The 24,882-nt window shown below is 62.1% G+C and carries 22 protein-coding genes; 11 read left to right on the top strand and 11 right to left on the bottom strand.

What is annotated here, in order from left to right:
• The first annotated feature begins 310 nt into the window (after positions 1–310).
• The 4 genes from HJA_RS18215 to HJA_RS18210 all read left to right on the top strand — a co-directional run bounded on the left by HJA_RS18215 (position 311) and on the right by HJA_RS18210 (position 6,218).
• Positions 311–2,320: a putative bifunctional diguanylate cyclase/phosphodiesterase gene (locus HJA_RS18215; RefSeq protein ID WP_051597776.1), complete on the top strand. Its 2,010-nt coding sequence runs from the start codon at positions 311–313 to the stop codon at positions 2,318–2,320.
• Positions 2,321–2,448: 128 nt separating this feature from the next.
• Positions 2,449–3,303: an SDR family NAD(P)-dependent oxidoreductase gene (locus tag HJA_RS15635; RefSeq protein WP_035583918.1), complete on the top strand. Its 855-nt coding sequence runs from the start codon at positions 2,449–2,451 to the stop codon at positions 3,301–3,303.
• 79 nt (positions 3,304–3,382) lie between these two features.
• On the top strand, positions 3,383–4,009 hold the full coding sequence (locus HJA_RS15630; protein ID WP_035583916.1) for a sulfotransferase family protein: 627 nt from the start codon (positions 3,383–3,385) through the stop codon (positions 4,007–4,009).
• A 67-nt stretch (positions 4,010–4,076) separates the two neighbouring features.
• Entirely contained in the window at positions 4,077–6,218 is a 2,142-nt protein-coding gene (locus HJA_RS18210) for a pentapeptide repeat-containing protein (protein ID WP_051597775.1), read from the top strand.
• Here HJA_RS18210 and HJA_RS15620 read toward each other — a convergent pair.
• The 4 genes from HJA_RS15620 to HJA_RS15605 all read right to left on the bottom strand — a co-directional run bounded on the left by HJA_RS15620 (position 6,215) and on the right by HJA_RS15605 (position 10,756).
• Positions 6,215–7,387 (bottom strand): acyl-CoA dehydrogenase family protein, encoded by a 1,173-nt coding sequence (locus HJA_RS15620; RefSeq protein WP_206741733.1) that lies wholly within the window; start codon positions 7,385–7,387, stop codon positions 6,215–6,217. The genes HJA_RS18210 and HJA_RS15620 overlap by 4 nt on opposite strands.
• A gap of 91 nt (positions 7,388–7,478) precedes the next feature.
• On the bottom strand, positions 7,479–9,053 hold the full coding sequence (locus tag HJA_RS15615; RefSeq protein ID WP_035583915.1) for an ABC-F family ATP-binding cassette domain-containing protein: 1,575 nt from the start codon (positions 9,051–9,053) through the stop codon (positions 7,479–7,481).
• Positions 9,054–9,211: 158 nt separating this feature from the next.
• Positions 9,212–10,381, bottom strand: coding sequence for an NAD(P)/FAD-dependent oxidoreductase (locus HJA_RS15610; protein ID WP_051597774.1), 1,170 nt, complete (start codon positions 10,379–10,381; stop codon positions 9,212–9,214).
• Between the two features lie 117 nt (positions 10,382–10,498).
• Positions 10,499–10,756 (bottom strand): hypothetical protein, encoded by a 258-nt coding sequence (locus HJA_RS15605; RefSeq protein ID WP_035583913.1) that lies wholly within the window; start codon positions 10,754–10,756, stop codon positions 10,499–10,501.
• A gap of 194 nt (positions 10,757–10,950) precedes the next feature.
• On the opposite strand from HJA_RS15605, the gene HJA_RS15600 reads away from it, so the two are divergent.
• The 5 genes from HJA_RS15600 (at position 10,951) to HJA_RS15580 (ending at position 17,014) form a co-directional block, all read left to right on the top strand.
• Positions 10,951–12,024, top strand: coding sequence for an extracellular solute-binding protein (locus tag HJA_RS15600; protein WP_035583912.1), 1,074 nt, complete (start codon positions 10,951–10,953; stop codon positions 12,022–12,024).
• An 11-nt stretch (positions 12,025–12,035) separates the two neighbouring features.
• Entirely contained in the window at positions 12,036–13,673 is a 1,638-nt protein-coding gene (locus tag HJA_RS15595) for an ABC transporter permease (RefSeq protein WP_241764385.1), read from the top strand.
• The gene (locus tag HJA_RS15590; protein WP_035583910.1) at positions 13,666–14,664 is read left to right on the top strand and encodes an ABC transporter ATP-binding protein; all 999 of its coding nucleotides are present in this window, start codon (positions 13,666–13,668) and stop codon (positions 14,662–14,664) included. The genes HJA_RS15595 and HJA_RS15590 overlap by 8 nt, the downstream gene beginning before the upstream one ends.
• 97 nt (positions 14,665–14,761) lie before the next feature.
• The gene (locus HJA_RS15585) at positions 14,762–16,165 is read left to right on the top strand and encodes a M48 family metalloprotease (protein WP_035583908.1); all 1,404 of its coding nucleotides are present in this window, start codon (positions 14,762–14,764) and stop codon (positions 16,163–16,165) included.
• Between the two features lie 99 nt (positions 16,166–16,264).
• Positions 16,265–17,014 carry a DsbA family protein gene (locus HJA_RS15580; protein WP_051597773.1) on the top strand — a complete coding sequence of 250 codons (750 nt, stop codon included), beginning with the start codon at positions 16,265–16,267 and terminating at the stop codon, positions 17,012–17,014.
• Between the two features lie 3 nt (positions 17,015–17,017).
• Here the strand turns inward: HJA_RS15580 and apaG are convergent, their stop codons facing one another.
• Both apaG and metZ read right to left on the bottom strand, forming a co-directional pair.
• A complete protein-coding gene (apaG, locus tag HJA_RS15575; RefSeq protein WP_035583906.1) occupies positions 17,018–17,434 on the bottom strand; it encodes a Co2+/Mg2+ efflux protein ApaG in 417 nt (138 codons plus the stop codon).
• Between the two features lie 24 nt (positions 17,435–17,458).
• The gene (gene metZ / locus HJA_RS15570) at positions 17,459–18,661 is read right to left on the bottom strand and encodes an O-succinylhomoserine sulfhydrylase (RefSeq protein ID WP_035583904.1); all 1,203 of its coding nucleotides are present in this window, start codon (positions 18,659–18,661) and stop codon (positions 17,459–17,461) included.
• 64 nt (positions 18,662–18,725) lie between these two features.
• On the opposite strand from metZ, the gene HJA_RS15565 reads away from it, so the two are divergent.
• Complete coding sequence (locus tag HJA_RS15565; protein WP_035583903.1) at positions 18,726–19,742, top strand: 2'-deoxycytidine 5'-triphosphate deaminase; 1,017 nt, start codon at positions 18,726–18,728, stop codon at positions 19,740–19,742.
• Between the two features lie 30 nt (positions 19,743–19,772).
• Here the strand turns inward: HJA_RS15565 and HJA_RS15560 are convergent, their stop codons facing one another.
• From HJA_RS15560 to HJA_RS15550, 3 genes are all read right to left on the bottom strand, one after another.
• Positions 19,773–20,255 (bottom strand): hypothetical protein, encoded by a 483-nt coding sequence (locus HJA_RS15560; RefSeq protein ID WP_035583901.1) that lies wholly within the window; start codon positions 20,253–20,255, stop codon positions 19,773–19,775.
• A gap of 33 nt (positions 20,256–20,288) precedes the next feature.
• Positions 20,289–21,707, bottom strand: a complete 1,419-nt coding sequence (locus tag HJA_RS15555) for a hypothetical protein (protein WP_155840049.1) — start codon at positions 21,705–21,707, stop codon at positions 20,289–20,291.
• 451 nt (positions 21,708–22,158) lie between these two features.
• Positions 22,159–22,899: a glutathione S-transferase family protein gene (locus HJA_RS15550; RefSeq protein ID WP_051597772.1), complete on the bottom strand. Its 741-nt coding sequence runs from the start codon at positions 22,897–22,899 to the stop codon at positions 22,159–22,161.
• Between the two features lie 92 nt (positions 22,900–22,991).
• Here HJA_RS15550 and HJA_RS15545 point away from each other — a divergent pair, with 92 nt between their 5' ends.
• The gene (locus HJA_RS15545) at positions 22,992–23,717 is read left to right on the top strand and encodes a helix-turn-helix transcriptional regulator (protein WP_035583898.1); all 726 of its coding nucleotides are present in this window, start codon (positions 22,992–22,994) and stop codon (positions 23,715–23,717) included.
• Here the strand turns inward: HJA_RS15545 and HJA_RS15540 are convergent.
• Complete coding sequence (locus HJA_RS15540) at positions 23,686–24,156, bottom strand: GNAT family N-acetyltransferase (RefSeq protein ID WP_035583896.1); 471 nt, start codon at positions 24,154–24,156, stop codon at positions 23,686–23,688. The genes HJA_RS15545 and HJA_RS15540 overlap by 32 nt on opposite strands.
• Entirely contained in the window at positions 24,156–24,872 is a 717-nt protein-coding gene (locus tag HJA_RS15535) for an SDR family NAD(P)-dependent oxidoreductase (RefSeq protein ID WP_035583894.1), read from the bottom strand. Before HJA_RS15535 ends, HJA_RS15540 begins: the two co-directional genes overlap by 1 nt.
• Positions 24,873–24,882 lie beyond the last annotated feature (10 nt).

The following is a 24,882-nucleotide window of genomic DNA, read 5'->3' as shown; positions in this document are numbered from 1 at the left end:
TCAGACTAAATCCGTCTACGCCATGACCAATCATGACTAACCATGACCATACCGGACTATGGCCGACTATACCGGACCTGCCCCGGAAGCGGGGGCGGCGGGGGGCCGCTCTGGTGACAGTCAGCGTTTCCCGCGCCTGGGCGCCGCGCTGCAGTGCCTTCAACAGAAGGCGTGTCTTTTCAGGCGGGCGAGGGGCGTGCCTGTCTGACATGTTAAACAGATGCTTAACCAAGCAGGCAAATTCACGCCCGGAATCCACTGAAGATTAGGGTTTCCGGTCTAGTCAGGACAGACCAGACCGGCGGAAAGCATGCTCAAGCGAACCAACATCAATACCTACCGGAAAATGCTGCAAAACGCACGCACACCGGAAGAGGCCGTCATGATGGAGCAGCTGCGGGCCATCTCGCAGAATATCCCGGCGCTTTACATGATGCTGACCGTTGCGGCGATCGCTCTGGGCTCGACCTTTGTTGAAACGGCGCCGCCCTTCCTGACATACGGCGTGCCTGTGATGTTTGTCATCCTGACCGTCATCCGGCTCGCCTTCTGGAAGTTTGGCAATTCCCGGCTGATGTATCCGGATGAAGCGCGCACCAAGCTGATGCAGGTCGAGGTGCTCACCGCCGGCCTTTTCCTGATCCTTGGCATCTGGGTCTGGTCGCTGTTGCCTTACGCGACCAGTCAGGAAAGGCTCTACCTGTCCTTTTTCACGGCCTTTACCGGGGCATCTTCAACGATCTGCGCGATTTCGCGGCCGCGGCTGGTGGGTGTCTGCCTGTTCATGACACTCAGTGTCTTCTGCCTGCTCTTCTATGACTGGAATGAGCGCTTCTATTTCTATGCGACCATGCAGTTGTCGGTGACCTATCTGGTTTTCTTCATGGCATCGCGGACCTACAAGTTGCGGCTGGCGCAGTCTGTCGTTCTGCTGAACCGGCTGAACGCCGAAAACCGGCGCTCGACCGAACTGGCCGATACGAACCAGTCCATGGCCCTGACGGACATGCTGACAGGCCTGCCGAACCGGCGGCAATTCTTCCAGGATGTCGATGCGGCTTATGATCCGTCCAGAGATAAAGCGCTGCCGGTCGTCGGCCTGATTGACCTCGACGGCTTCAAGCCAATCAATGATGTGTTCGGTCACACGGCCGGGGACGCGGTGCTGGTCGAAACAGCCAGACGCCTGAAACGGGTTCTGGGCGACAAGGCCAGCGTGGCCCGGCTGGGCGGGGATGAGTTCGCCTATATCCTGCCCAGGACGGTGACCCAGAAAGAGGCCAAGCGGATCGCGCAGCAGATCGTCAATGCGATGAACGAGCCTGTCCGGCTGCCGAGCAAGGATACAAGCCGGGTGTCCGCATCGGTTGGCTATTCCTCGCGTGAATTCCCTGTGAAGTCCGCACGGGATCTGATGGAGCAGGCTGACTTTGCACTGTTCCGGGCCAAGGAACACAAGGTGGGGCAGGCGATCGAGTTTTCGGCCCATCATGCTGAATCCCTGATGCGCGAAGCCGTCGTCCACCAGGCGCTCAAGAAGGCTGATCTCGACAAGGAGCTGCGCCTGGTGTTCCAGCCGATCGTCAATTCGACGGATGGCCAGATCACCCGGTGTGAAGCGCTGGCCCGCTGGGACAGTCCGGAACTGGGCTCTGTCCCGCCGATGGAGTTCGTGGGCATTGCCGAGAAGATGGGCATGACCCAGCAGCTGACCCGTGTGGTGGTGCGCCAGGCACTGGAGTATCTGCGCGACTGTCCGGAACTGCCGTCGCTGTCGGTGAACCTGTCGGCGCAGGATATCATCAGCCGGGAAACGAGCGATGCGCTGGTGGCGATGATCTTGGCCGAGCCGGAACATGTGCGCCATCGCCTCGTCCTGGAAGTGACAGAGTCCTCCCTGCTGAACGACATGGAAGAAGCGCGCTACAACCTGATGAAGTTCCGCTTCATGGGGCTGAAGATTGCGCTCGACGATTTCGGTACGGGCTATTCCTCGCTGCGCTATCTGCAGGATCTGGAATTCGACATCGTGAAGATCGACCGCAGCTTTGGCGCGGCCATCAACACGGCCGCCCGCGGGCTCGGCCTGGTGGCGACGATCCAGCATCTCTGCCGCTCGCTGTCCATCGAGTGCATCATCGAAGGGATCGAAACGCGCGAGCAGCTGGAAACCGCGCGCAGCGCCGGTTGCCGGCTGGTGCAGGGCTATCTCTATTCCGCGCCCTTGAGCGCCGGCGATCTGCACGCCTACCTGATCGGTGAGAAACGCTTCCCGACCTATCGCCAGCTGCTGGAAGACGGCACCCGCGACGTTGCCTGATATTAGGCTTCGACCGAACGCCTGACCGGAGTGTCAGGCGGGCCCGGAAAAGAGCGTTTCCTCGCGTCATCTCTTGCCGGTCGCCGCCAGCAGGCGCATGCTTCCCGAAAAGAATACGGGAGGATTTCATGAAAGAACTGGCAGGCAAGGTTGCCTTCGTGACAGGTGCCGCTTCAGGCATCGGACTCGGTATTTCCACCGCACTCGCGCAGGCTGGCGTCAAGGTGATGATGTGCGACATCGAGAAAGACGCGCTGGACGATGCGATCAGTGGTCTGAAGCAGACAAATGCCGATGTGGATGGCGTCATCGCGGATGTGTCCCTGAAGGCCCAGCTGCAGGCGGCGGCCGATGCGACGATGGAGCGGTTCGGCCGCGTCGATATTCTCGTGAACAATGCCGGCGTTGGCGGCGGTGGCCGTTATGGCGAATGGACGGATGCCGGCTGGGAGTGGACCATCGGGGTGAACCTCATGTCCGTGGTCTGGGGCATCGAGATCTTTGGCCCGCTGATCGAAGCCCATGGCGAGGGCGGGCAGATCGTCTCGACCGCGTCGATCGCCGGTTTCCTGCCGGTCACCAACCCGCCCTACAATGTCACCAAATTCGGTGTCGTGGCGCTGAGCGAAGGCCTGCGGACAGAGCTGGAGCCGCGCGGCATCGGCGTTTCGGTCCTGTGTCCCGGTTTCATCCGGACAAAGATCATGGACTCCGCCCGCAATGTGCCGGACCGTTTTGCCGGTGCGCGCGATACGACTGGCGAGGGCGCCAATCTCGACCATTCCGAATTCGCCGAAATGGCGCGAGAGGCCATCGCGCATGGCATCGATCCGCTCTATGTCGGGGAACTTGTGCGTGAGGGGATTGAAGGCAACTGGCCTTACATCTTCACCGACAATGAGTTCGAGCCCGCCATCATGGAACGCTTCGCCAATGTGAAAGCCGGCTTCGACCGCATCCGCGGCCGCGTTCCGCGCCACTAAGCTTGTGCTGTTTCCCCGCGGGCGTTTGTGGTAGCTCAAGAAGAGAGACCCGGAAGACCGGGCGGGTAGGGAGACGATAATGACACTGAAGGCAATCAGCGCCGGCTATGGCCGCACGGGGACGATGTCCCTCAAACTCGCGCTGGAACAGCTGGGCTTCGGTCCGTGCCACCACATGATCGAAGTGATCGAGAATGGTGAAGCGCAAGTGCCGCTCTGGAATGAGGCGCTGGCAGGCAAGCCGGACTTTGACGCGATCTACAAGGGCTATAGCTCGGCGGTGGACTGGCCGTCGGCGGCGTTCTGGAAGGAACTGGCAGATCACTATCCGGACGCGAAGATCATCCTGTCATCCCGCTCGGCAGAGAGCTGGTATGGCAGCATCTCCGAGACGATCCTCGCCACCGTCTGGGCGCCCGACAAATGGCCGCCTCAAGCCGTGGAATGGTTCAAGATGGTCTCCAAAGTTCTGGAGCGCAGCTTCGGCGGCGCGAAGACGAAGGACGAACTGATCGCCAACTTCCTCGCGCATGAAGCCGAGGTGAAAGCCGCGATCCCCGCTGACCGCCTGCTGGTGCATTCCGCGAAGGATGGCTGGGAACCGCTCTGCGCTTTCCTGGGCGTCCCCGTGCCGGAAGGGGATTATCCCCGCACCAACAGCAAGGAAGAATTCTTCCAGCACATGACCAAGGCCGACGATATGTAGACCGGCAGGTTTACACGCCATCGCCGCGCGCTAACCTGAAGTTGACGGGGCAGCACGGGGCGCACAGATGGCAATATCCCAGAAATGGTGGGACCGCTGGTGGGAAGAGGATTATTCCTGGGACGGTCTGGCGGAAAAGGACTGGGAAGGCTGGGTCGTGCCGAAGGATGGCGTGCCTGTTCCCGCAGTAGATGGCGTAGACGGCCGTCAGGCAACGCTGCAGGATTACTGGCGCCGCGCAGGGCTGGCAGAGGATATCGAGCGGCCGGAATTTCAGTGCCCGCAAACGGGGCGGCGCTTCACGCGCGTTCACTTGCCGTTGGCATTCCGGGACGGTAGCCAGACGCTGAAAGGCACGAAAGACGCAGCGTTCAGCGCCGAACTGAATGACATCCTCAAGGCCGAACTGGCTAGGCCGATTCTGGAGACTCGGTCCGTTTTTCTTTGGCGTACAGATGGCCCCGACAATCGGCTCCAATGGCAGGGCGCCGTTCTGCTTGATTTCGACCTGGACGTCCTGTCCGCCCAATCCCGATCCGAGGACAGCCGAACTCCCGTATCGCTGCAGGCGAAGCATGCCGTCTTCTTGGGAGATGCCCGCTTCGCCAGCGCCGCCTTCTCGGGAGATGCTATCTTCGACCGTGCCGCCTTCTCGGAAGACGCTTGGTTCGACAGCGCCGCCTTCTCGGGAGACGCCTGGTTCGACAGCGCCGCCTTCTCGGGAGACGCCGGGTTCGACCGTGCCGCCTTCTCGGAAGACGCTTGGTTCGACAGCGCCGCCTTCTCGGGAGGCGCCCGCTTCGAGAGCACCGCCTTCTCGGGAGACGCCTGGTTCGATAGCGCTGCCTTCTCGGGAGAGGCTTGGTTCGACAGCGCCGCCTTCTCGGGAGACGCTTGGTTCAACAGCACCGCCTTCTCGGGAGACGCTTGGTTCAACAGCGCCGCCTTCTCGGGAGACGCCAGCTTCAACAGCGCCGCCTTCTTGGGAGACGCTTGGTTCAACAGCGCCGCCTTTCTAGGTAAGGCCGATTTCAGCGGGGAAGGACGTAGCCTGACCAGCGAGCGTGTGGAGCAGTCCATCGCACTGTCGTCGCAAGCCGGGGATAAAGGGGTGGCTTTGGAGGGCCGTTTGACAGGGGTGCCCGCCCCGATTTCTATCGCGCGGCGTTCTGTCCAGCGTTTCAGCGCAAAAAGGGCCGTGTTTCTGGGGCCTGCCGACTTTTCCAATCGGGATATTTTGAGTGGGTCTTATACGGATGAATCCGATTTCCATGGCGCGTACTTTTTTCACCTGTTCAAACTCCATGGCAGTGTGCTGCATCGCGGCATCAATTTTGGGAAAACCCGTGTTGAACTCGCCGTTGAACGGGGAAAGACAAAACCATCCTGCCTGCCAGTGCCTGACGCGCTGAAAGCGGGACTGGAAAATTTGAAACGCGCTGTTCCGGAAAAGCCGAAACCGCCTGGGGAAGGTGCGCCTGACTGGGAAAAAGAACAGTATGCGCGTGACGCCCCAAAATGGGCGGCGCTTTATGAAGGGGGCCTTGAGGCATTTCAGGAATGGCGGCGGAGTGAGGCGCAGGCGTTTGAGAAAGGTCCGGTTGAGGACCGCATCGAGTATTTTCGTGCTCTGGAAGACTGCTATCGCACCCTGAAACTGTTCAATGAAGATAGGCGGGACAGGCCGGAAGAGGGGCGCTTCCACCGGCTGGAACTCATCGCCCGGCGCAGGCGCAAGCGTCCGAAATATACGAAGCTTCAAATGCTGGCCTTCTGGCAGGAGAAAGAGGGCATTCCGATCTGGGAACGGGGACTGTCTCGCATTTATGGCGGGGCGTCCAATTATGGAAACTCAGTCGTGCTGCCGATTGTCTGGCTGTTTGGCGGAGTTCTTCTGTTTGCCTCAATCTACGCCGCCATGGGATCGCTGCCCCAACATCTGCCAACAGTCGGCGAGATCGAAAACGCGCTGTCCTTTTCGACTGGCCGTGTCCTGCCATTCGGGCCATGGGCAGACCCGGCCGCCTGTTCCCGTATCGGGCAGATGCTGGAAACCGCTGGCCGTGAGAATTGTGCCAGCGGTGCAATTGACTACGGCACATGGGTGCCGTTCGGTCTGCGCCTGCTCGCGAGCTTTCAGTCGCTGACTGCGATCATTCTCGTCTTCCTGTCGGGCCTTGCGGTCCGGCGGCGGTTCCAGATCAATTAGTAGCTCTTCGGCAGGCCCAGGACGCGTTCGGCGATGAAGTTGAGGATCATCTCGCGGCTGACGGGGGCGATGCGGGCGAGCATGGCTTCGCGCATCATGCGCTCGACATGGTACTCCTTGGCATAGCCCATGCCGCCATGGGTCAGCACAGCGGTTTCGCAGGCCGTGAAGCCGGCTTCGGTGCCGAGATATTTCGAGGCGTTTGCCTCGGCGCCGCACTCCTCGCCTTTGTCGTAAAGGCCGGCGGCCTTGTAGGCGAGCAGTTCAGCGGCGGAGAGTTCCGCCCATGATTTCGCCAGCGGATGCTGGATGCCCTGGTTCTGGCCGATCGGGCGGCCGAACACGACGCGTTCATTGGCGTAGCGTGCGGCACGCTCCAGCGCGGCAAAGCCAAGGCCGATGCTTTCGACGGCAAACAGCACGCGCTCCGGGTTCAGGCCCTGCAGCAGGTATTTGAAGCCCTGGCCTTCCTCGCCGATCAGGTGCTCTTTCGGCACTTCCAGATTGTCGATGAAGAGCGTGTTACACTCCACCGCCTTGCGGCCCATTTTCGGGATCGGGTTCGCCTCGATCCGGTCGCGGTTGAGATCGGTGTAGAAGAGGGAGAGGCCAAGGTGCGGCTTGGAACACTGATCCTTCGGCGTGGTGCGCGCGATGATCAGGATCTTGTCGGCACGCTGGGCGCCGGTCGTCCAGATCTTGCGGCCATTGATGACATAGCCATTGTTGGTGCGCTCGGCCTTGGTCTCCAGGCTGGACGTGTCGAGACCGGAATTCGGCTCGGTCACGGCGAAGCACATCTTCTCCTCGCCGGAAATGATCTTCGGCAGGTTTTCCTGCTTCAGTTCCGGATTGCCGAACTTCTCCAGCGGCTTTGGCCCGAAGATGTTGAGGTGGATGGCGGAAGCGCCCGAGAAGCCCGCGCCGGTGCGCGTGACGGTCTGCATCATCAGCGCGGCTTCGGTGAGGCCGAGGCCTGCGCCGCCATATTCTTCCGGGAAGGCAATGCCCAGCCAGCCGCCGGCGGCCATGGCATCGCAGAACTCTTCCGGCCAGTTGCCGGTTTCGTCCACCTTGCCCCAATACTCGTCGTCGAACGGCTCCAGCGTCTTCTCGACGGCGGCCTTGATGGCTTCCTGGTCCTCGCTCATCGGCGCAATCTGGTACATCCGGTGTCTCCTCTTGTCGGAGGAAGACTTAAGACGCCGACCTGACCGCGTCCAGACTCAGGACGCGCGACGCTGCGTCATAGGCCCGCGATCACAGGCAAAGCGTCCGGCTTGCACCAATGGACTCGAGGAAGGCCGGGTCGTGGCTGACGAGCAGGATGGCGCCGTCCCAGGCGTTGAGGCCGGTCTCCAGCGCTTCGATGGCGCGCAGGTCGAGGTGGTTGGTCGGCTCGTCGAGGATCAGCAGGTCCGGCGGCTCCGGCCGGGCGAAGACGCAGGCGAGACCCGCGCGGAGCTTTTCGCCGCCGCTGAGCGTGCCGGTCACCTGAAGGGCATCATCATTGCGAAAGCCGAACCGGGCGAGGGCGGCGTGGGCGGCATTGGCGCTGAGACCGGGGTTCAGCCGGTGCATGTTCTCAAGGATCGTCTCGCCGGGCGCCAGCAGGCTGACATGCTGGTCCAGCAGGGCGAAGTTTTCGGTGAGGCGGATGGCTGTGCCGGATGCGGGCTGCAGAGTGCCGGTTACGAGGCGGAGCAGGGTGGATTTGCCGGAACCGTTCGGCCCGGCAATGGCGACCCGTTCCGGGCCGGTCAGCTGGAAGTCCAGAGGACCGAACAAATGGCGGTCGTCGAACGCCATGCTGACCGCCTTGAAATCCAGAAGACGCCGCCCGGACGGCAGGCCGCAAGGTGGCAGGTCCATCGTGATGGGGGCGAGGATTTCGATCCGCTCGCGCGCAGCGGCCAGGTCGCCTTCGCTCTCTGCCATTTGACGGGCGGCGAGGGCGTTGCCTTTGCCGCGTGTGGCTTCGGCGCGTTCCTGCCGCTTGTCGAGCAGCATTTTCGGCGCATCGCCTTTCGCGCGGGCGGCGCGGCCCGCCTTGTCGCGCCGGTCCTGTTTTTCCTTCGCCTGCTGGGCGCTCTTCCGTGTGCGTTTCAGTGCGTCACTGGCACGTGCGAGGTCCGCTTCGGCGGCTTCGCGGGCAGCTTCGCGCGCGGTGGCATAGTCGCTCCATCCGCCGGTGAAGATGGTGTTGCCGACAGGGGAGAGTTCCACGATCCGGTCAACCTGCTCCAGAAGCGACCGGTCATGGCTGGCGATGAGCAGTCCGCCCGGCCAGGTGCGCAGGAGCGCGGCGATGGCGTCCCGCCCTTCCGTATCGAGATTGTTTGTCGGTTCATCCAGCAGCAGCAGGTCGGGGGCCTCCAGCAGCTGCCGGGCGAGCGCGACGCGCATCCGTTCGCCGCCACTGAGCGTGGCGACCGGTGTGTCCAGCGGCATGTCCCGCAGTCCGGTGTCAGCGAGGGCCTGTTCGACGCGCGAGGGCAGCGTCCAGTCGGCTTCGGCGGCATCCTCGACACTCCCGTCGCCGGCTTCGAGACGGGCAAGGCAGACAAGCGCTGCGGTGATGCCGAGGGCGCCGGCCAGATCGAGCGTTTCGTCCAGCGACTGCTGGAGCATGCCGACCGTGCCGTTCCGGTGAAGACTGCCACTCGCGGGCGCGACATCGCCAGTAATCGCGCGCAGCAGGGTCGACTTGCCGGAGCCGTTGCGGCCGACAAGACCCACACGCTCGCGGCCGAGCGAGAGCGTCAGGTCACGGAAGAGCGGGGTGCCGTCAGGCGTGGAAAGGGAGAGGGAGTCGAGCGTCAGAAAGCTGGTCATGGAAGGGCCGTGAAATGAAGTGAGAACGCAGGGCGAGGTGCTGTGCGTTTTTCATTTCGGGCATCCTTCAGCTTTCAGGCGGGGCTCGCCGAGCGGCCGACTTAGAGGGCGCGCGCCCGGAATGCAAGGGTGTGGGGCAAATTTTCAGGCCGGAAAGTCTATGCAGCGGCGCAGAGACGGCCGGGCGAAAAGCTCTCATGCAGCGGGCTGAGCGGCTTGCAGAGCATGAGGTCGGCAATGATCCGTGCCGTGATGGGGGCGAGCAGGATGCCGTTCCGATAGTGACCCGCCGCGACGAAGAGGTTCGGCGCAGCGGTGGCGCCGATCATCGGGGCGCGATCCGGCGTGCCGGGGCGGATGCCGGCCCAGGTCTCGATCACGGGCAGGTTTTCCAGAACGGGGCAGAGGCGCGCAGCGCGGGCGTGCAGGGCGGCGATGGCCTCAGGCTCTGGCGCTTCAGTGGCGACGCCCGGTTCCACCGTGGCGCCGATGATCACGCGGTCTGCCTTCGGGGCGATATAGATCGCACCGCAACGCAATGTCGTTTCCGGCGAACCATAGCCATGCGCGACGGACAGCATCTGTCCGCCATAACAATCGATCTGGTCGAGGGCCGGGTCCCAGTTCACGAGGCTGAGCGGCTGGCCGTTTTCTTCCACCTTTATGGCCGCGGTGTTCCAGCCACCGGCGGCGAGGATCAGGTCATGGCCTTCCAGCGTCAGGCGTCCGCCTTCACTGCGCAGCGGCGCCGCTTCGCTGCGGAGCGTCGCCAGCGGGCTGCGCTGCAGGGCCATGATCAGGGCACGGACAACGGCGCGGTTGTCCACCTGGCCGTCTGTCGGCATCTGCAGGGCGGCGATCAGGTCCGGCGCAATGGAGGGCTCCAGCAGGTGCGCCGTGGCGGGCGGCAGTTCCTCATGAGAAATGCCGCGGGCATCGAGCGCCCGGGCCAGCTTGTGCATGGCAGCGGTCTCTGCCTTGTCGAAGGCAAGCGCCAGGGACGGCCGGCCGCTATAGCCGGAATCGGTGTCGGCGGCGTGGGCGAGGTCTATGGAGAAATCCGGCCACAGCTCAGCGCCTTCCATGCAGAGCTCGAACAGATGCGGATGGACGCCCTCTTCGGCGGCGGCCTCATAAGCCGGGGCGAGCATGCCGGCGGCGGCCCAGCTGGCCCCGCGTCCCATCGGGGCAGGATCGTAGAGGGTCACCGGCACGCCGCGCTTCACCGCCAGTTCGAAAGCGGTCGCCAGGCCGATAATGCCTGCACCGAGAATGGCGACTTTCGGGGTGAAGCTCGAAATCGGCGGGGGAGGCGGCGGCGCGTTCATGGGCCCTCATTTAGGGCGTTTGCGCGCGAAGGTGAACTATCCGCTTTGACGCGGCGGCAGATGGTCTCGTTGTCAGGACTGGGCCTGGCCTCTCAGCAGGCGCAGATCAGGCCCGGATCAGGCAGCGTGATCCTGGGCTTTCTGGTTTTCCCAGAAATTCACGAAGGCGTCGGCCCATTTCCGGTCCTGGAAGATAACGGCCTTGGAGACTTCGCCATCTGGCGAGAAGGCCGTCCGCACCATCACTTCCGGCGCATCGCTCGTCTGGCGGTTCCGTCCCAGGAACTGCTGCACGAATGCGTCCACCACAGTTGCAAGAAGGGCGACTTCTTCCGCCGACTTCAAGCCTAGATCCACCACAATGTCGGTCGTCATAACCACCAACCCCCATGTTCCCCGGGTTTCGATTTAGTAAATCGGAAACCATAGGAATTTTGAAGCATTTTCCCCCGAAACGGGAGATTTGCCCAGACATGTGCAAAAAACGGGCAAAAGGTCGCGACAGAGGTTTGTTGCGAATTATTCTCAACTATGTTTGATGGCCTGAAACACTAAACACAGGCTCAGATATGACCGGAATTCGCCTATGGCTCACCGCCGCCACCGTCCTCCTCGCCTCATGCGGGAATGCAGGCACGCCTGCCTCCGATTCAGGCAAATCTGTAGCTGAATCAGGGGACAAGCCGCAGAACGCCGGAGTCCTGAATGTTTACTCCGCGCGCCACTATGATTCCGACAAGGCCATGTACAAAGCCTTCGAAGAAGAGACGGGCATCAAGGTCCGCTTCCGCGAATCGGGCGCGCCGGAACTTCTGGAAACCATGAAAGCCGAGGGCGATGCGAGCCCGGCAGACGTCGTGATTTCGTCCGATGCTGGCACGCTGTACCGTTTCGAAGCAGCCGGTTTGCTGCAGCCTGTGCAGGATCCGGCACTGGATGAAGCGATTCCCGAGCACTTCCGCCAGAAGGATGGCTACTGGTTCGGCCTCGCCCGCCGGGTGCGTGTCATCGCTTATGACCCGGACCGTGTCGCGCCTGAGGACGTAGCCCATTACAGCGACCTGGCCGATCCGCGCTTCAAAGGCGAAGTCTGCATGCGGTCTTCGACCAATATCTACAATCTCTCCCTGATGGGGGAGCTGATCGGCCGGATGGGCCATGACGCTGCGCAGGCCTGGGCCGATGGCGTTGTCGCGAATTTCGCCCGTCCGCCGCAGGGCGGGGACATTACCCAGATCGAATCGATCGCCGCGGGTGAATGCTCGGTCGCGCTGACCAATCACTATTATTATGTCCGCATGACCACAGGCGCGCCGAGTCAGCAGGCCGCTGCTGCCAAGGTGAAGCTCAGCTTTCCCGAGCAGGACACGACCGGCACGCATGAGAATGTTACCGGCGCCGGTATCGCGGCCAACGCGCCGCACCGCGAGAATGCGATCCGGTTCATCGAATGGCTTGCCAGCGTCGATGGCCAGAGCTGGCTGACCCTTGAAACCAAGGAATACCCGATGATCGAAGGCGCGCCGCTGCCTGAAGGGCTGGATGCCCTGCCTGATTTCAAGCGCAGCGACTTCCCGCTGGACGAACTGGGCATGCACCAGTCCGAAGCGCAGGAGATCTTTGACAAGGCCGGCTGGAACTGAGGCAGACACGCTTGGCCGGTCTTCCCCTTCCAGTGCGGGTGTTTTCCACCCGGCGCCTGAGCCTTCGGCCCGCTGATGGGCCGGCCGTGCTGGCCGGTGCCATCATTGCTGTGCCGGTTGTCTCGGTTCTGCTGGCTGCCGTGTTCGTGGGCGGCGGGGAGGCGTGGCAGCATATCCGCGACACGCTGATGGTGCCGTATCTTGGCGGAACGCTGGGCACGCTGGCGATGGCTGCCTTCTTCATGCTTGCTTTCGCCGTTCCGGCTGCCTGGCTCGTGACCATGCATGACTTTCCGGGACGGCCGGTCTTCGAATGGCTGCTGATCCTGCCACTGGCCGCGCCCGGCTATGTGCTGGCCTATGCCTGGGGTGACCTGATGGGGGTGGGCGGGCCGCTGCAGTCTGCCCTGAGGGATCTGACGGGCTGGTCGGCGCGGGATTACTGGTTCCCGTCCATGCGGTCGATGCCAGGCCTCGCCTTCGTGCTGGCCAGCGGTCTCTATCCTTATGTGTATCTGACAGCGCGTACGGCGTTCGTCTCCCAGTCCATCTGTGCGCTGGAAGCGGCGCGCAGCCTTGGGGCTTCGCCGCTGCGCAGTTTCTGGAGCGTTGTCCTGCCGGCGGCGCGGCCTGCAATCGCTGCAGGCCTGGCGCTCGCCCTGATGGAGACGGCAGCGGATTATGGCGCGGCCGAGTATCTTGGTGTGCCGACCCTGACCTTCGGCATCGTGCGCGCCTGGAAGAGTTTCGGGGAACCGGCGGCTGCGGCACGTCTCGCGGTGATTCTTCTGGTCCTGGTCGTCGGCCTGTTGCTGGCCGAACGCTGGAGCCGGGGCCGCGCAGGCAGCCAGCAAAGTTCCACCCGCTGGCGGGCGGTTTCCCGCACGAAGCTCGGTGGTTTCTGGGGCTGGGGCGCGGCGCTTTTCTGTCTGGTCGGCTTCTCCATCGGTTTCCTCGTGCCCGTGTCGCGACTTGTCTGGCGCGCGCTGGAGGCCCGGGAATATGTCGCCCCGATCGGCGAGGCACTGAAGAACACGCTCATTCTGGCGGGCGCAGGCGCCGCTTTCGGGTTTGTGCTGGCGCTGGTGATTGCACTGGCGGGACGCGGGAAGGGGCCGGGCGCTGCCTTTGCGCGGCTGACGGCCTCGTCCGCCTATGCCATTCCGGGCGCTGTTCTGGCGCTGGGTGCGCTGGTCGTTCTGGGAGGGCTGGGTTTGACGCTGACGGGGATTGTGCCGGTGATTGCCCTGGCGTGGGTCTATGCCAGCCGTTTCACCACCACAGGTGCCGAACCGATGGTCGCGGCGCTTGCCCGTGCCCCCGCCTCGCTGGGCCATGCCGCGGAAAGCCTGGGTGCCTCGCCGCTGCGCCGGGCGCGGGAGGTGGACCTGCCGATTGCCCTCTCCGGGGCGAGTGCCGGGGCACTCATTCTGTTTGTCGAATGCCTGAAGGAACTTCCGGCGACGCTGATGCTGCGCCCGTTCAGCTGGGACACGCTGGCTGTGCGCGCCAATGCCTATGCGACGGATGAACGGCTGGCTGCGGCGGCCCTGCCTGCGTTGCTGATCACAGTGGCCGGCCTGATCCCTGTGATCCTGCTGTCGTGGCGTCTGTCCCACTCGCGGCCGGGTGAGCACACGCATGAGTGAGAGCCTGTCCGCCATCGGGGTCAGCCGTGCCTATCACGGCGTGCGCGTCGTCGATTCCGTCTCGCTCGACCTGAAGCCCGGCGCGATTACCGCGCTGCTTGGCGGATCGGGCGCGGGCAAGTCGACACTGCTGCGCCTCTTCGCGGGGCTGGAGCCGGTGGATGATGGCGAGATCCGTCTGGGCGGCCGGGTGCTGTCGTCGACGAAAACCACACTTGCCCCGGACAAGCGCCGGATCGGCCTGATCTTTCAGGACTTTGCGCTGTTTCCACATCTGACCGCGCTGCAGAACGTTCAGTTCGGCCTGAAACCGCTCGGCAAGGAAGCGGCGCAGGCCGAAGCGCTCGCCTGGCTTGGCCGCCTTGGCCTGACACAAAGGGCCGATGCCTATCCGCATGAATTGTCGGGCGGGGAGCAGCAGCGCGTCGCCATCGCGCGTGCGCTGGCGCCGAAGCCCGCGGCGATCCTCATGGACGAACCGTTCTCCGGCCTCGACCCGGCCTTGCGCGCCAGTGTGCGCGATGAGGCGCTGGAGGCTGTGCGCGCGGCTGATATTCCCGCACTGCTGGTGACGCACGATCCGATGGAAGCGCTGGAAGCGGCAGATCATGTCGCGATCATGCGTGGCGGCAGGATCCGGCAGGAAGGCCCGGCGGCCGAAGTGTACATGAACCCGGTCAGCGCCGATGTGGCGGCGTCACTCGGCCCTGTGAACCGGATGGCCGCGGCTGGCGTGCCAGCAGGTCTGGCGGAGATGGCAGAGGGAATGGAACTGGTCGTACGCCCGGAAGGAATCTGCCTCGATCCGGAGTCCAAAGTGCGTGCAAAGGTTCTGGCGAGCCAGGTCACCGGGGCGATGACGCGCCTGGTTCTGGAGGCGGGCGGGCAACGTCTTGTGGCGCTGGTGCCGCGTCACCAGGCCCCGAAAGCCGGCGAAGAGACGGGAATCCGCCTCGATCCGGCGCTTTCGTTCATCTTCCCCTCAGCTTGAGCCTGACATTTTTGTTATTCTGTAGCTTCCCCCTCGCAATTGCGGGCTGAGGCCCGTAGATTCAGGGGAACAGGCGGAAAACGGAGACAGGACCCGCATGGCCCGTAACTTTCTGCGATATATCGCAATGGCAGCAGCCTCCGTGGTTGTCGCGGCTTCAGCGTCTGCACAGGGCCTGATCCGGGATGCAGAGATCGAGGAAACGCTCCGCGAGTGGACCGATCCGATCCTTGATGTGGCGGGGCTGAAACCGAGTGATGTGGGGCTCTACATCATCAATGATCCGTCGCTGAACGCCTTTGTCGCCAACGGCCAGAACATCCACATCCACACCGGCCTGATCATCGCGGCGGACTCGCCGGGACAGATCAAGGGCGTGCTGGCGCACGAGACCTGCCACATCGCCTGCGGCCACACGGTCACACGCAGCCGGGCGGCCGGCGTTGCGTCCCGCCCGGCGCTGATCTCCATCGGCCTCGGCATCCTGGCGATCGCGGCCGGGGAAGGCGGGGCCGGTGCGGCGCTGATCGGGTCTTCTCAGCAATTCGCCGCGCTCAATTTCTATGTTCACACCCGCTCCGAAGAGGCGATGGCCGATACGGCGGCGGTGTCGTACCTCACCGAGCTTGGCGAATCGCCGGAAGGCATCGTGGAGTTCTTCGAGAAGTTCCGCGCGCAGGAAGTGATTTCGCAGGCGCGGCGCTACCCGTATTTCCGCTCCCACCCGCTGGCCTCTGACCGGATCCGGAATGTGCGGATGCTGGCGGACGAGTCTCCCACGCGGGACGTTCCGCCTACGGACCGGGAGCAACACCAGTACGAAATGATGCGCGCCAAGCTGATCGGCTTCCTGGACACGCCCGGCAAGGTGCGCCGGGAGTATCCCGATACCGACCAGAGCGAGCCGGCCCGTTACGCCCGGTCCATCGCAGCCATGCAGGCCTCCGACATGCAGGTCGCGCTCGACGACATCAATTCGCTGCTGGTGGATGAGCCGGACAATCCGTATTTCTGGGAGCTGAAAGGACAGATCCTGTTCGAAGGCGGCCGGGCCGCGGAGTCGGTGGAGCCGCACCGCAAGTCACTTGAGCTGAAGCCGGGGCAGCCGCTCCTGCTGATCAACTATGCACGCTCCCTGAATGCGCGGGCCGAGCCGGGCGACATCGAGCAGGCAGAGACGGCCTTGCGCGATGCCTTGATTGCCGAACCGAACAATGCGTTCGCCTGGCAGCAGCTGGCCATTACGCTGGAGAAACAGGGCCGCCGGGCAGAGGCCCAGCTGGCCACAGCGGAGTCGGCCTATGCTGTGGGCGACCTGCAGCGCGCCAACATATTCGCCCACCGTGCCCGCGAGCAGCTGGAGCGCAATACGGTCGACTATCGCCGGGCCGACGACATCCTGCTGATCACGGACCCCAGCAATCCGGACAATCGCGACTTTTACGAGCGCGTTTCCCGGCGCGGCGTCAATCAGTTCTCAATTACAGTCGGTGAGCACTGAATCCCTTCAACTTTCTGTTAGGTCCAATGGACGGGCATGCCCGCGCCAGTATAGTCACGCCGAAACGAAACAGCCCGGAACGGGCCTGGAAAGGTATAGATGATGATCCGCCCCCTGCTTGCGACCGCCACTGTCGCCATGGTTGCCATGACCCCAGCCTGCGCCGAAGGCAACAAGGCCCCGGTCACCATGGAACGCGCCGAGCTTGAGACGATTATTCACGAATACATCGTGACGCATCCCGAAGTGATCGAGGAAGCGATCATCGCCCTCAATGCCCGCGATCGCGCCAATGCCGCAAAAGCGGCGCAGGAGGCGATCAGCCAGAACAAGGATCAGCTTTACAGTCTCGATACGGACCACTTTATCGGTCCGGCAGATGCGCCGGTGACTGTGGTTGAATTCTTCGATTACCGCTGCGGCTACTGCAAGCGGTCCATGCCTTTCGTGCAGGAACTGCCGGAGAAGTATGACAACAAGGTCCGCGTCGTCTTCAAGGAATACCCGATCTTTGGTGGCATCAGCGAAACAGCGGCGCTGGCGGCCCTCGCAGCCGGCAAGCAGGACAAGTATTACGACATGCACGTCGCGCTGATGAACCTGAAGTCAAACGACGAACTGACCGAAAAGAAGATCGACGAACTGGCCGAAGAGGTCGGTGTCGACGTCCGCAAGATGCGGGCGGACATGAAGTCGGTCGCACTCAAAAAGCAGCTGGACGACATGCAGCGTCTTGGCCACGCCCTGAACCTCAGCGGCACGCCGGGCTTCTATATCGGTGACACGGCCATCGAAGGCGCAGACGAGCAGGGCGTCCGGAACGCCATCAAGAAAGAGCTGGAAGGCTAAGCCTCAGATCGGCCGCGACGTATCGTAGGGGCTGTCGAGAGAGAAGGCGGGGATCAGGGCGACCAGTTCGCCGCCTTCATCATCCACCAGATCATAAGTGCCGCGCATCATGCCCGATGGGGCGGCGAGCGGTGCGCCGGATGTGTAGCTGAAGCGTTCGCCGGGGCCGAGGGTCGGCGTCTGACCGATCACGCCTTCGCCGTCGACTTCCTGCAGGCGGCCCATCGCATCGATGATTTCCCAGTGCCGCCGGATAATCGTCCAGGTGCGCTCGCTCTCATTCTCCACGTCGACTGTGTAGGACCACATGAACCGTCCGGCGGCCGGTTCTGACTCGTCATACATGAATTTCGGACGCACGCGGATGCGCACCCCGTCGGTGACGTGTTCATACTGGGGTGGGGGCGACCTTCGAGCCATTCGATGAAATTGCCCGCTGTTTGTTTACACCTTGTTAAGAGCCTGAATCAGGTCTGCTTCAAGGTCGTCGCTGTCTTCCAGACCGACCGAGAAACGGATCCAGGAACGGTCGAGCCCCATCGTTGCCTGCTCTTCATCGCTGAGGGCACGGTGCGTCGTGGTCGACGGGTGGCAGGCCAGGGATTTGGTGTCGCCAAGATTGTTGCAGATGTCGACCAGCTCCAGCGCGTTGAGGAAACGGAACGCCGCTTCCTGTCCGCCTTTGACCGACAGCGCCATCATCGTGCCGCCCATGCGCATCTGCTTCTTGTGGACCTCATAGTGCGGGTGATCCTTGCGGTGCGGATAGCGTACGGCCGCAATGGCAGGATGGTCTGCGATGGCATCCGCAAGGCGCGCCGCGCTGCGGCTCTGCGCTTCGACACGCAGCTGCATCGTTTCAAGGCCTTTCAGTACGACCCAGGCATTAAACGGCGACGCCGCCGGGCCCATATGGCGCAGCCACGGGTCGTAGATCTCGGTCATCCGCGCTTCATCGCAGAGGATCGCCCCGGCCATGACGCGGCCCTGGCCATCCATGTGCTTCGTGGCGGAATAGACGACGACATCGGCGCCAAGCTCCAGCGGCTTCTGCAGGATCGGTGTGGCGAACACATTGTCGACCACCAGCAGGGCGCCGGCCTTGCGGCAGAGTTCCGAAACGGCGGCAATGTCCACGCCGTCCAGCAGCGGGTTGGCCGGGCTTTCGATCAGCACCAGCTGGCAGCCCTTGGCAATCTCGCGTTCCCAGGCGTCCATGTCAGCGCCGTCCACAAAGACGGTCTCGATGCCGTATTTCGGCATCTGGTTGGCGATGATCCAGCGGCAGGAGCCGAACAGGGCCTTGGCGGCCACGACGCGGTCGCCGGTTTTCAGCGGCGCCAGGATGGCTGAGGAAATCGCGCCCATGCCGGATCCGGTGACGCGGCAGGTCTCGGCCCCTTCGATCAGGGCGAGGCGCTGTTGCAGCATCTCGCAGGTCGGGCTGCCATAACGGGAATAGACAAAGCCCGGCTCTTCACCGGCCATGCGGCGCATCGCCTGTTCGGCGCTGTCATAGGCATAACCGGAGGTGAGGTAGAGCGCTTCGGCGATCTCCCCATGCTCGGAGCGCATGAGGCCACCGCGCACCGCTTTGGTGGCAGGTTTCCAGCCTTTTTTGGCGTCTCCGCCCGATGCGTCTGCCATGGCAGCTTATTCCTTGTGTTTCCGTGTTTCGCCCTTATGCCTGAGAGGGCGAGGGGTGCAAGAGATGGCACAGGATACAGGTGTTCTTCCCGACCGGGAAATCGAGGCGCTGGTGGCTTCCGGCGCCATCCGCACAGACACGCCGCTGGACGAGGGACAGGTGCAGCCGGCCAGCCTCGACCTGCGCTTGGCGGAAGACGCGTATCGCCTGCGCGCGAGCTTCCTGCCCGGCAAGGAACGTACGGTCGCCGAGATGCTGCAGGAGCCGGGCATTCACCTGCACCGGATCGACCTGACGCAGGAAGGCGCGGTGCTGGAGACCGGCTGTGTCTACCTCGTGCCTCTGCAGGAACATCTCCGCTTGCCGGCCGGCATTGCCGCGCGGGCGAACCCGAAAAGCTCAACCGGCCGGATCGATGTGTTCACGCGTCTGGTAACGAATCGGTCGCGCGCCTTTGACGAAGTGCCGACCGGTTATTCCGGCCCGCTTTATCTTGAAGTGTCGCCCCGGACCTTCCCGATCATGGTGCGCCCCGGCGACCGCCTTGCGCAGATCCGGTTCAAGAAGAAGCGGCCGGACGCTCTGAAGGAGAAAGTCGTTTCGATCGACCTGGAGCCGCCAGCAGGCCAGCCTGCGGGATACCGGGCAAAGCACCATTCCGGTGTGGTCGACCTGCGCGGGCTCGGCGCGCATGACGCGGCCCAGTTCTGGGAACCGGTCTATCCGCGTGACGGGCGGATCGTGCTGAACCCGGAAGAGTTCTACATTCTCGTCTCACGCGAGACGGTGAAAGTCGGTCCGAACGAGGCGGCAGAGATGGCACCCATCGCGCCGGAGCTGGGCGAGTTCCGCGCGCATTATGCCGGCTTTTTCGATCCGGGCTTCGGGACCAATACGGGTGGCAGCCGCGCCGTGCTGGAAGTGCGATCGCGCGATGTGCCGTTCATTCTGGAGCATGGCCAGCCGGTTGCGAAACTGATCTACGAGCCGATGCTGGGCAAGCCGGCCGCGCTCTATGGCGGCAAGGGCTCCAACTATCAGGGCCAGGGCCTGAAGCTGTCGAAGCATTTCCGAGCGTGAGCGGGTTCAAAGCAATGAACGGCGGTCAGCTTATTCTGGACTGGTCAACTCTTGGTGCGCCTTCGCCGAATCCTCTTGCAGAACTCGACTCGCCCTTTTGAATATCCTGCGGGCTTGGGTTGCTGACAGAGTATTAGATATTGCTGGCTTTCGCGCCTCTATTCCCGTCCAGCGCACATATATCTGACCATCTGTACCGGAACGAAACTCCAGCCATCCATCGATTTCTTCCTCATCTTCCGGGAATGAAACAGTCAGTGTCGCGGACCGAAGAACGTACACATAGGCGCCGTCCCCAAGGTCCATCATTGCGAGTGTTGCGGCAAAATCGTCAGGGTCGTACACTACCTCATCAGCGAGAGCGTAATGAATGGTGCTGGAATAACCTTTGTCGGCCCAGACTTTTCGAGGAGTCATATTGCCCTCTTCACCATGAAAGCCCGTGATAGCTTCACAACCATGCAATGCCGTGATAGATATCAAAATCTGCGCAATCGTCTTTACGTTGTCCATCGAATTCTCTCCCAACTGCTTTGCCAAAAGGCGCTATTGGCCATCTGAGCCGTCGGCGTCATCTTGTTGGTTGCCATCGAAATCGACAGGCGTGTCTGCCGGAGTGTCCGAGTTACCCGATGTGCCATCGTCGTTGACTATGGCTCCCGTTTTGCAGGCCTCGGGCGTGTCATCGCGGGGGACAAAGCGCCTTAGTTCCGGGTTGAAGTCATATTGCGAGGCACACTTGTCCATCCAGACCTGATAGTCCTCAGCATCCGACAAACGTACGCCGGTGGATGCACGAATAGTCGCAAGTAGCCAGTTCTGCAGAGACAGCGATATTTGTCCAGGCTCGTCGCCTGCTTCCGAAGAAGCAACTTTTTCGATGTAATCTGAAAGATTGCCGGTCGTTGGGTTGGTGGCGAATTCTTCTCGCGCTTTAAGCGCATCCACCGCGACCCCCAGCCTTTGTAAAGACGTGCTAACCTTCTCAAAGTCGTATCGCAGTGCTTCGTCATCCCGCAGGATCTCAAAGATTTCAGCCGATCTACGCTTAACAATGTTTGGTACGATTGTATCTGTGGTGATGACTGTCGCAACCAAAAATGGCAGGTCCACTGGCGTTGGCCTGCTATCACCGGCGAGCAGTACCTGCTCCCCCTCTAGATCGTATTGAAATGACTTTCCGGTCCAATACTGTCTTTGCTCGGATCTGGGGACGCCAGCAATAATCATGCCCCCCTTTCTAAAGCGCCCCAGAGGCATTCCTCCGCTCTCGGACGTCTGAGCGCTCGAATAGAGCTGGAACTGGAAGTCGACCAACATTTCATTGTCACCTTGCGTGACCAATTCTGCGGCTCGCGAGGCGACTTGTAGAAACGGCTCCGCATAGGGGGCGCTGACGATGTTGGAAAGTGTTCCAAATTGACCCGAAATCTGATCAAGTAGCTCGCGTGTCCGTTCATTTCGTTCCGATGCGACGCTGAATATCCGGATGCGGAAGTAAGGGGGGACCCGGTTGTCCCAATTGTCTTGACTGTACACAAGCAAGTCGGCAAACGACAGGGCTGTATTGGCTTTCACGCCACGCTGGTAGAACACCGCAATCGATTTTTCGTCTTCGCCCGCCGTTGCCGCTACATCGAGCACCACGGCGATATCATATGTTTTAGAATCGCGGTCATCCTCCAGTCCGGTATTAAAGAGGTGTCTGGGCAGAACCACGCGATTGACTACAATCGATACAGGGTCTCCATTCTGTACCAGTGTCTGATCACCTTTAGGTACCTGCTGGAATGGTCGGACGAGGTCGAAGACGTTACCGTGCTCGCTCTTAAATTCCCCCGCCTGAATGTAGAATACCCGGGTGTCATCATGAAGCGGTGTATTCACGACTGTGCTATCAATGTTGAATAACGACGTGCAGGACGCGATCGAGAGTAACAAAAATGGAAGGAACAAAGCTCTCATAACATCCCATCCCAGAACAACAACCCAAGGTCGAATTATCATGGTTTCGGGGTCTTAACAATATATGGCCGCTACTTTTCGGAGAGAGTTGTTTCATGGATGTCCTGGGACCCAGACGGAATAACGCGCCAGCGCCCAGAAAAACACAGCGGGCGGACATGATCTTTTTGTTTGGTTTTCCAGCTTTGCCCTGAAGGCTTCGTCGCCGAAGCTTTCCGAAATGGCGACGATGCTTCCACTGTCCACGACCCGTAGGTTTAGGCGGGTCCTTACCCTCAAGGCCGAACAAGCCTAGGAAACGATGGTCCAGTGAGTACCAGTGCGTATTGCGGGAACAGGTGAGTTTGCCGTCCACGAACAGGCAAGTGTAGATCTGTCGCGGAAGCGGTTAAGGATTAGGAGTCCACTGCCGTATCCTCGTCTGCTTAGGTGAGTGAAGTCAGGGCTTGGATCAGACTGGTTGCTGTTTCAGCTCGGGCCATTCCGGCCAGGTCACATGGGCGAAGTAGTGCGCTTTCATCCGGTCGATATAGGCGGGCAGGTTGGCGTGCTTCCGGATCAGACCCGTCAGAGGCGTGTCGAAGAATTCCGTGGCGCAGGAGATCAGCACAGCAGCCACGGCCGCATCGGCGCAGGTGGGCTTATCGCCCAGCAGGTAGTCCTGATCGCCGAGCTGCATGGAGATTGTGCTGATGTCCCAGTCGGCCAGCTGCATGCGTTCGGCTTCGGTAAAGCGGCCTGTGCCTTCGCCCATATGTGTTGCGGCGACGCCTTCGCGCACCTCCTTCAGCACGGTGGGGCGGGCAGGCTCCGGAACATCGGAAAAGAACTGCGCCGGACCCTTGTTGAAATTTTCGTCCTTCATCCACCGCTCATAGGCCATGATCTTCGCCAGTTGGCCCTCGGCCATCCGCTCCAGCGCCCAGCTGAGGGCGATGTCCTTGCTGGTCATCCCGTCATAGAGGTCTTTGCCGAGCTTGGCTTCGTAATGGTGCCGGATGAAATTGCTGTCTTCGATCAGCTGGCCGTCATCGATGACATAAGGTGCCTTGTGCTTCGGCACGGCGTCGAGATCCGCGATGGCGCGGGTGAAGTCGACGCCCAGCATCTGCAGCTGGATGTCGGCTTTCATGACAAAGGGACTGGGCGAAGGGCAGCCGAACATGGGGCCCCATCCGTAGAACGTGATCATCGTCTTTCTCCTGGTTCGGGTTGCGATGAAGACTTGATAGCGACGGCCTGCTGACAGCATGGTGTCAGCAGCGTGGCAGTAGGGTCCATTTCATGAGACGTACCGAAAGACTGTTCCAGATCATCCAGATCCTGCGCCGCAAGAACCGTCCGGTGACCGGGCGCGAGCTGGCGGAGGAACTGGAAACGAGCCTGCGCACGCTCTACCGCGACATGGCGGAGCTGATCGCCCAGCGCGTGCCGATACGGGGGGAGGCGGGCACGGGCTATGTGCTCGACGCGCGCTACGACATGCCGCCACTGATGCTGACGACGGATGAGCTCGAAGCCGCCGTGTTGGGCGCACGCTGGGTGGCAGCGCGTGGTGACGCCCGGCTGGTGCGCGGGGCGGAGGACCTGATCGCGAAGCTATCGACGGCCGTGCCGCTGGAGCTTCAGCCCGTGATCATGGATGCGGGGCTGGTACCGGTCAGTTTCCGCAAGCGGCCGGAGGACTCCTTCGATGTCGCGCTCGTGCGAGAGGCCATCCGGACACAGAAGAAGCTGGATCTCGGCTATGCCGATGAGGCGGGCAATGTCACGCGCCGCACGGTCTGGCCCTTCCTGATCGTCTATGCCGATCATATCCGCATGATGTGCGCCTGGTGTGAGTTACGGGAGGGCTTCCGCCACTTCCGCACCGACCGGGTGAAACAGGTCGAGATGCTGGACGCGCGTTTCCCGGAACGGGTCGCACGCCTGCGCAAGCGGTGGGAAGCGGTGCGCGAGGAAGAACGCAAATGCGAGACTACTCGTCCAGGTTCAGACGCATCTCTGTGATGTAGGGCGCAAAGCCCGCTTTCTCATAGGCGCGGATCGCGGGCTCATTCGTGGAGTAAACGGTCAGCCGGAGCTCGCTCAGGCCATTCGCCTTCGCCCAACCGGTCAGATAGTCGATCAGCACCTTGTTGAGGCCCCGCCCGCGATAGTCCGGGCGCACGAACATGAAGCCCAGGAAGGCGTGCCACTCATGCCGGATATAGTGTTTCGAGCGCTGCTTGTGGGCGTAGCCTGAGGCAACGACTTCGCCGTCCAGCTCCACGACGGCAACTTCCGCTTCGTCGGAATCGATCAGTTCACCGATGTCGTAATAGCTGATCGGATCCGGCTTCAGCGTATGGTCATAGGGCCGCTCCGCCGTGATGATGCCCTGTTCGAATTCTTTCAGGAGCGGCAGGTCTTCGCGCGTGGCGGACCGGACGATCGGCGCACCAGCCATTAATGGACAGCGGCGATGTCGCGATAATTGATCAGCTGCCCTGTGCGCGTCTCGTCCTTGCTGACCAGTTTCACCAGTTCCGCGGCAACTTCGTCCGGTGACGGAATGGTCATCGGATCTTCACCCGGCATGGCTTCGGCGCGCATGCCGGTGCGGGTGCCGCCCGGATTGAACAGGTTTGCCCGCAGGGACAGGTTCTCCTGCTCGTCTGCCCAGCCGAGCACCATGGCTTCCAGCCCGGCCTTCGCGGCCTGGTAAGGCCCCCAGAAGGCACGCGGGTGGCGGGCCACGCCGGAGGTGACGAATACGGTGCGCGGGGCATCCGATTGGTGCAGCCAAGGGCCAAGGCTGCGGATCAGATGGAAATTGGCGGTCAGGTTTACCGCGATGGTTTCCTCGAAGCTGCGCGGACCGCAGGTTTCCAGCGGCCCCAGCGTGCCGAGAATGCCGGCATTCGCGACCAGACCATCGAGGCGGCCGAACTGTTCGCCAATCACCTTGCCAAGTGTCTCGATGCCTTTGGTGTCCTTCAGGTCCATCGGAACCAGAACGGCCTCGCTGCCGGCGGCGCGGATTTCGTCGTCCAGCTTTTCAAGGGCCAGTTTCGACCGGGCGATGGCAATGACCACATCACCCTGTTTCGCAAGGTGAAGGGCGGCGGACCGGCCGATGCCGCGGGAGGCGCCGGTGACGAGGATGAGACGAGGCTGGGTCATGCCGCGCGTC

It is taken from the genome of Hyphomonas jannaschiana VP2, from assembly GCF_000685215.1.
GTDB classification, from domain to species: domain Bacteria; phylum Pseudomonadota; class Alphaproteobacteria; order Caulobacterales; family Hyphomonadaceae; genus Hyphomonas; species Hyphomonas jannaschiana.
This window is presented reverse-complemented; position numbering and strand designations above follow the sequence as displayed.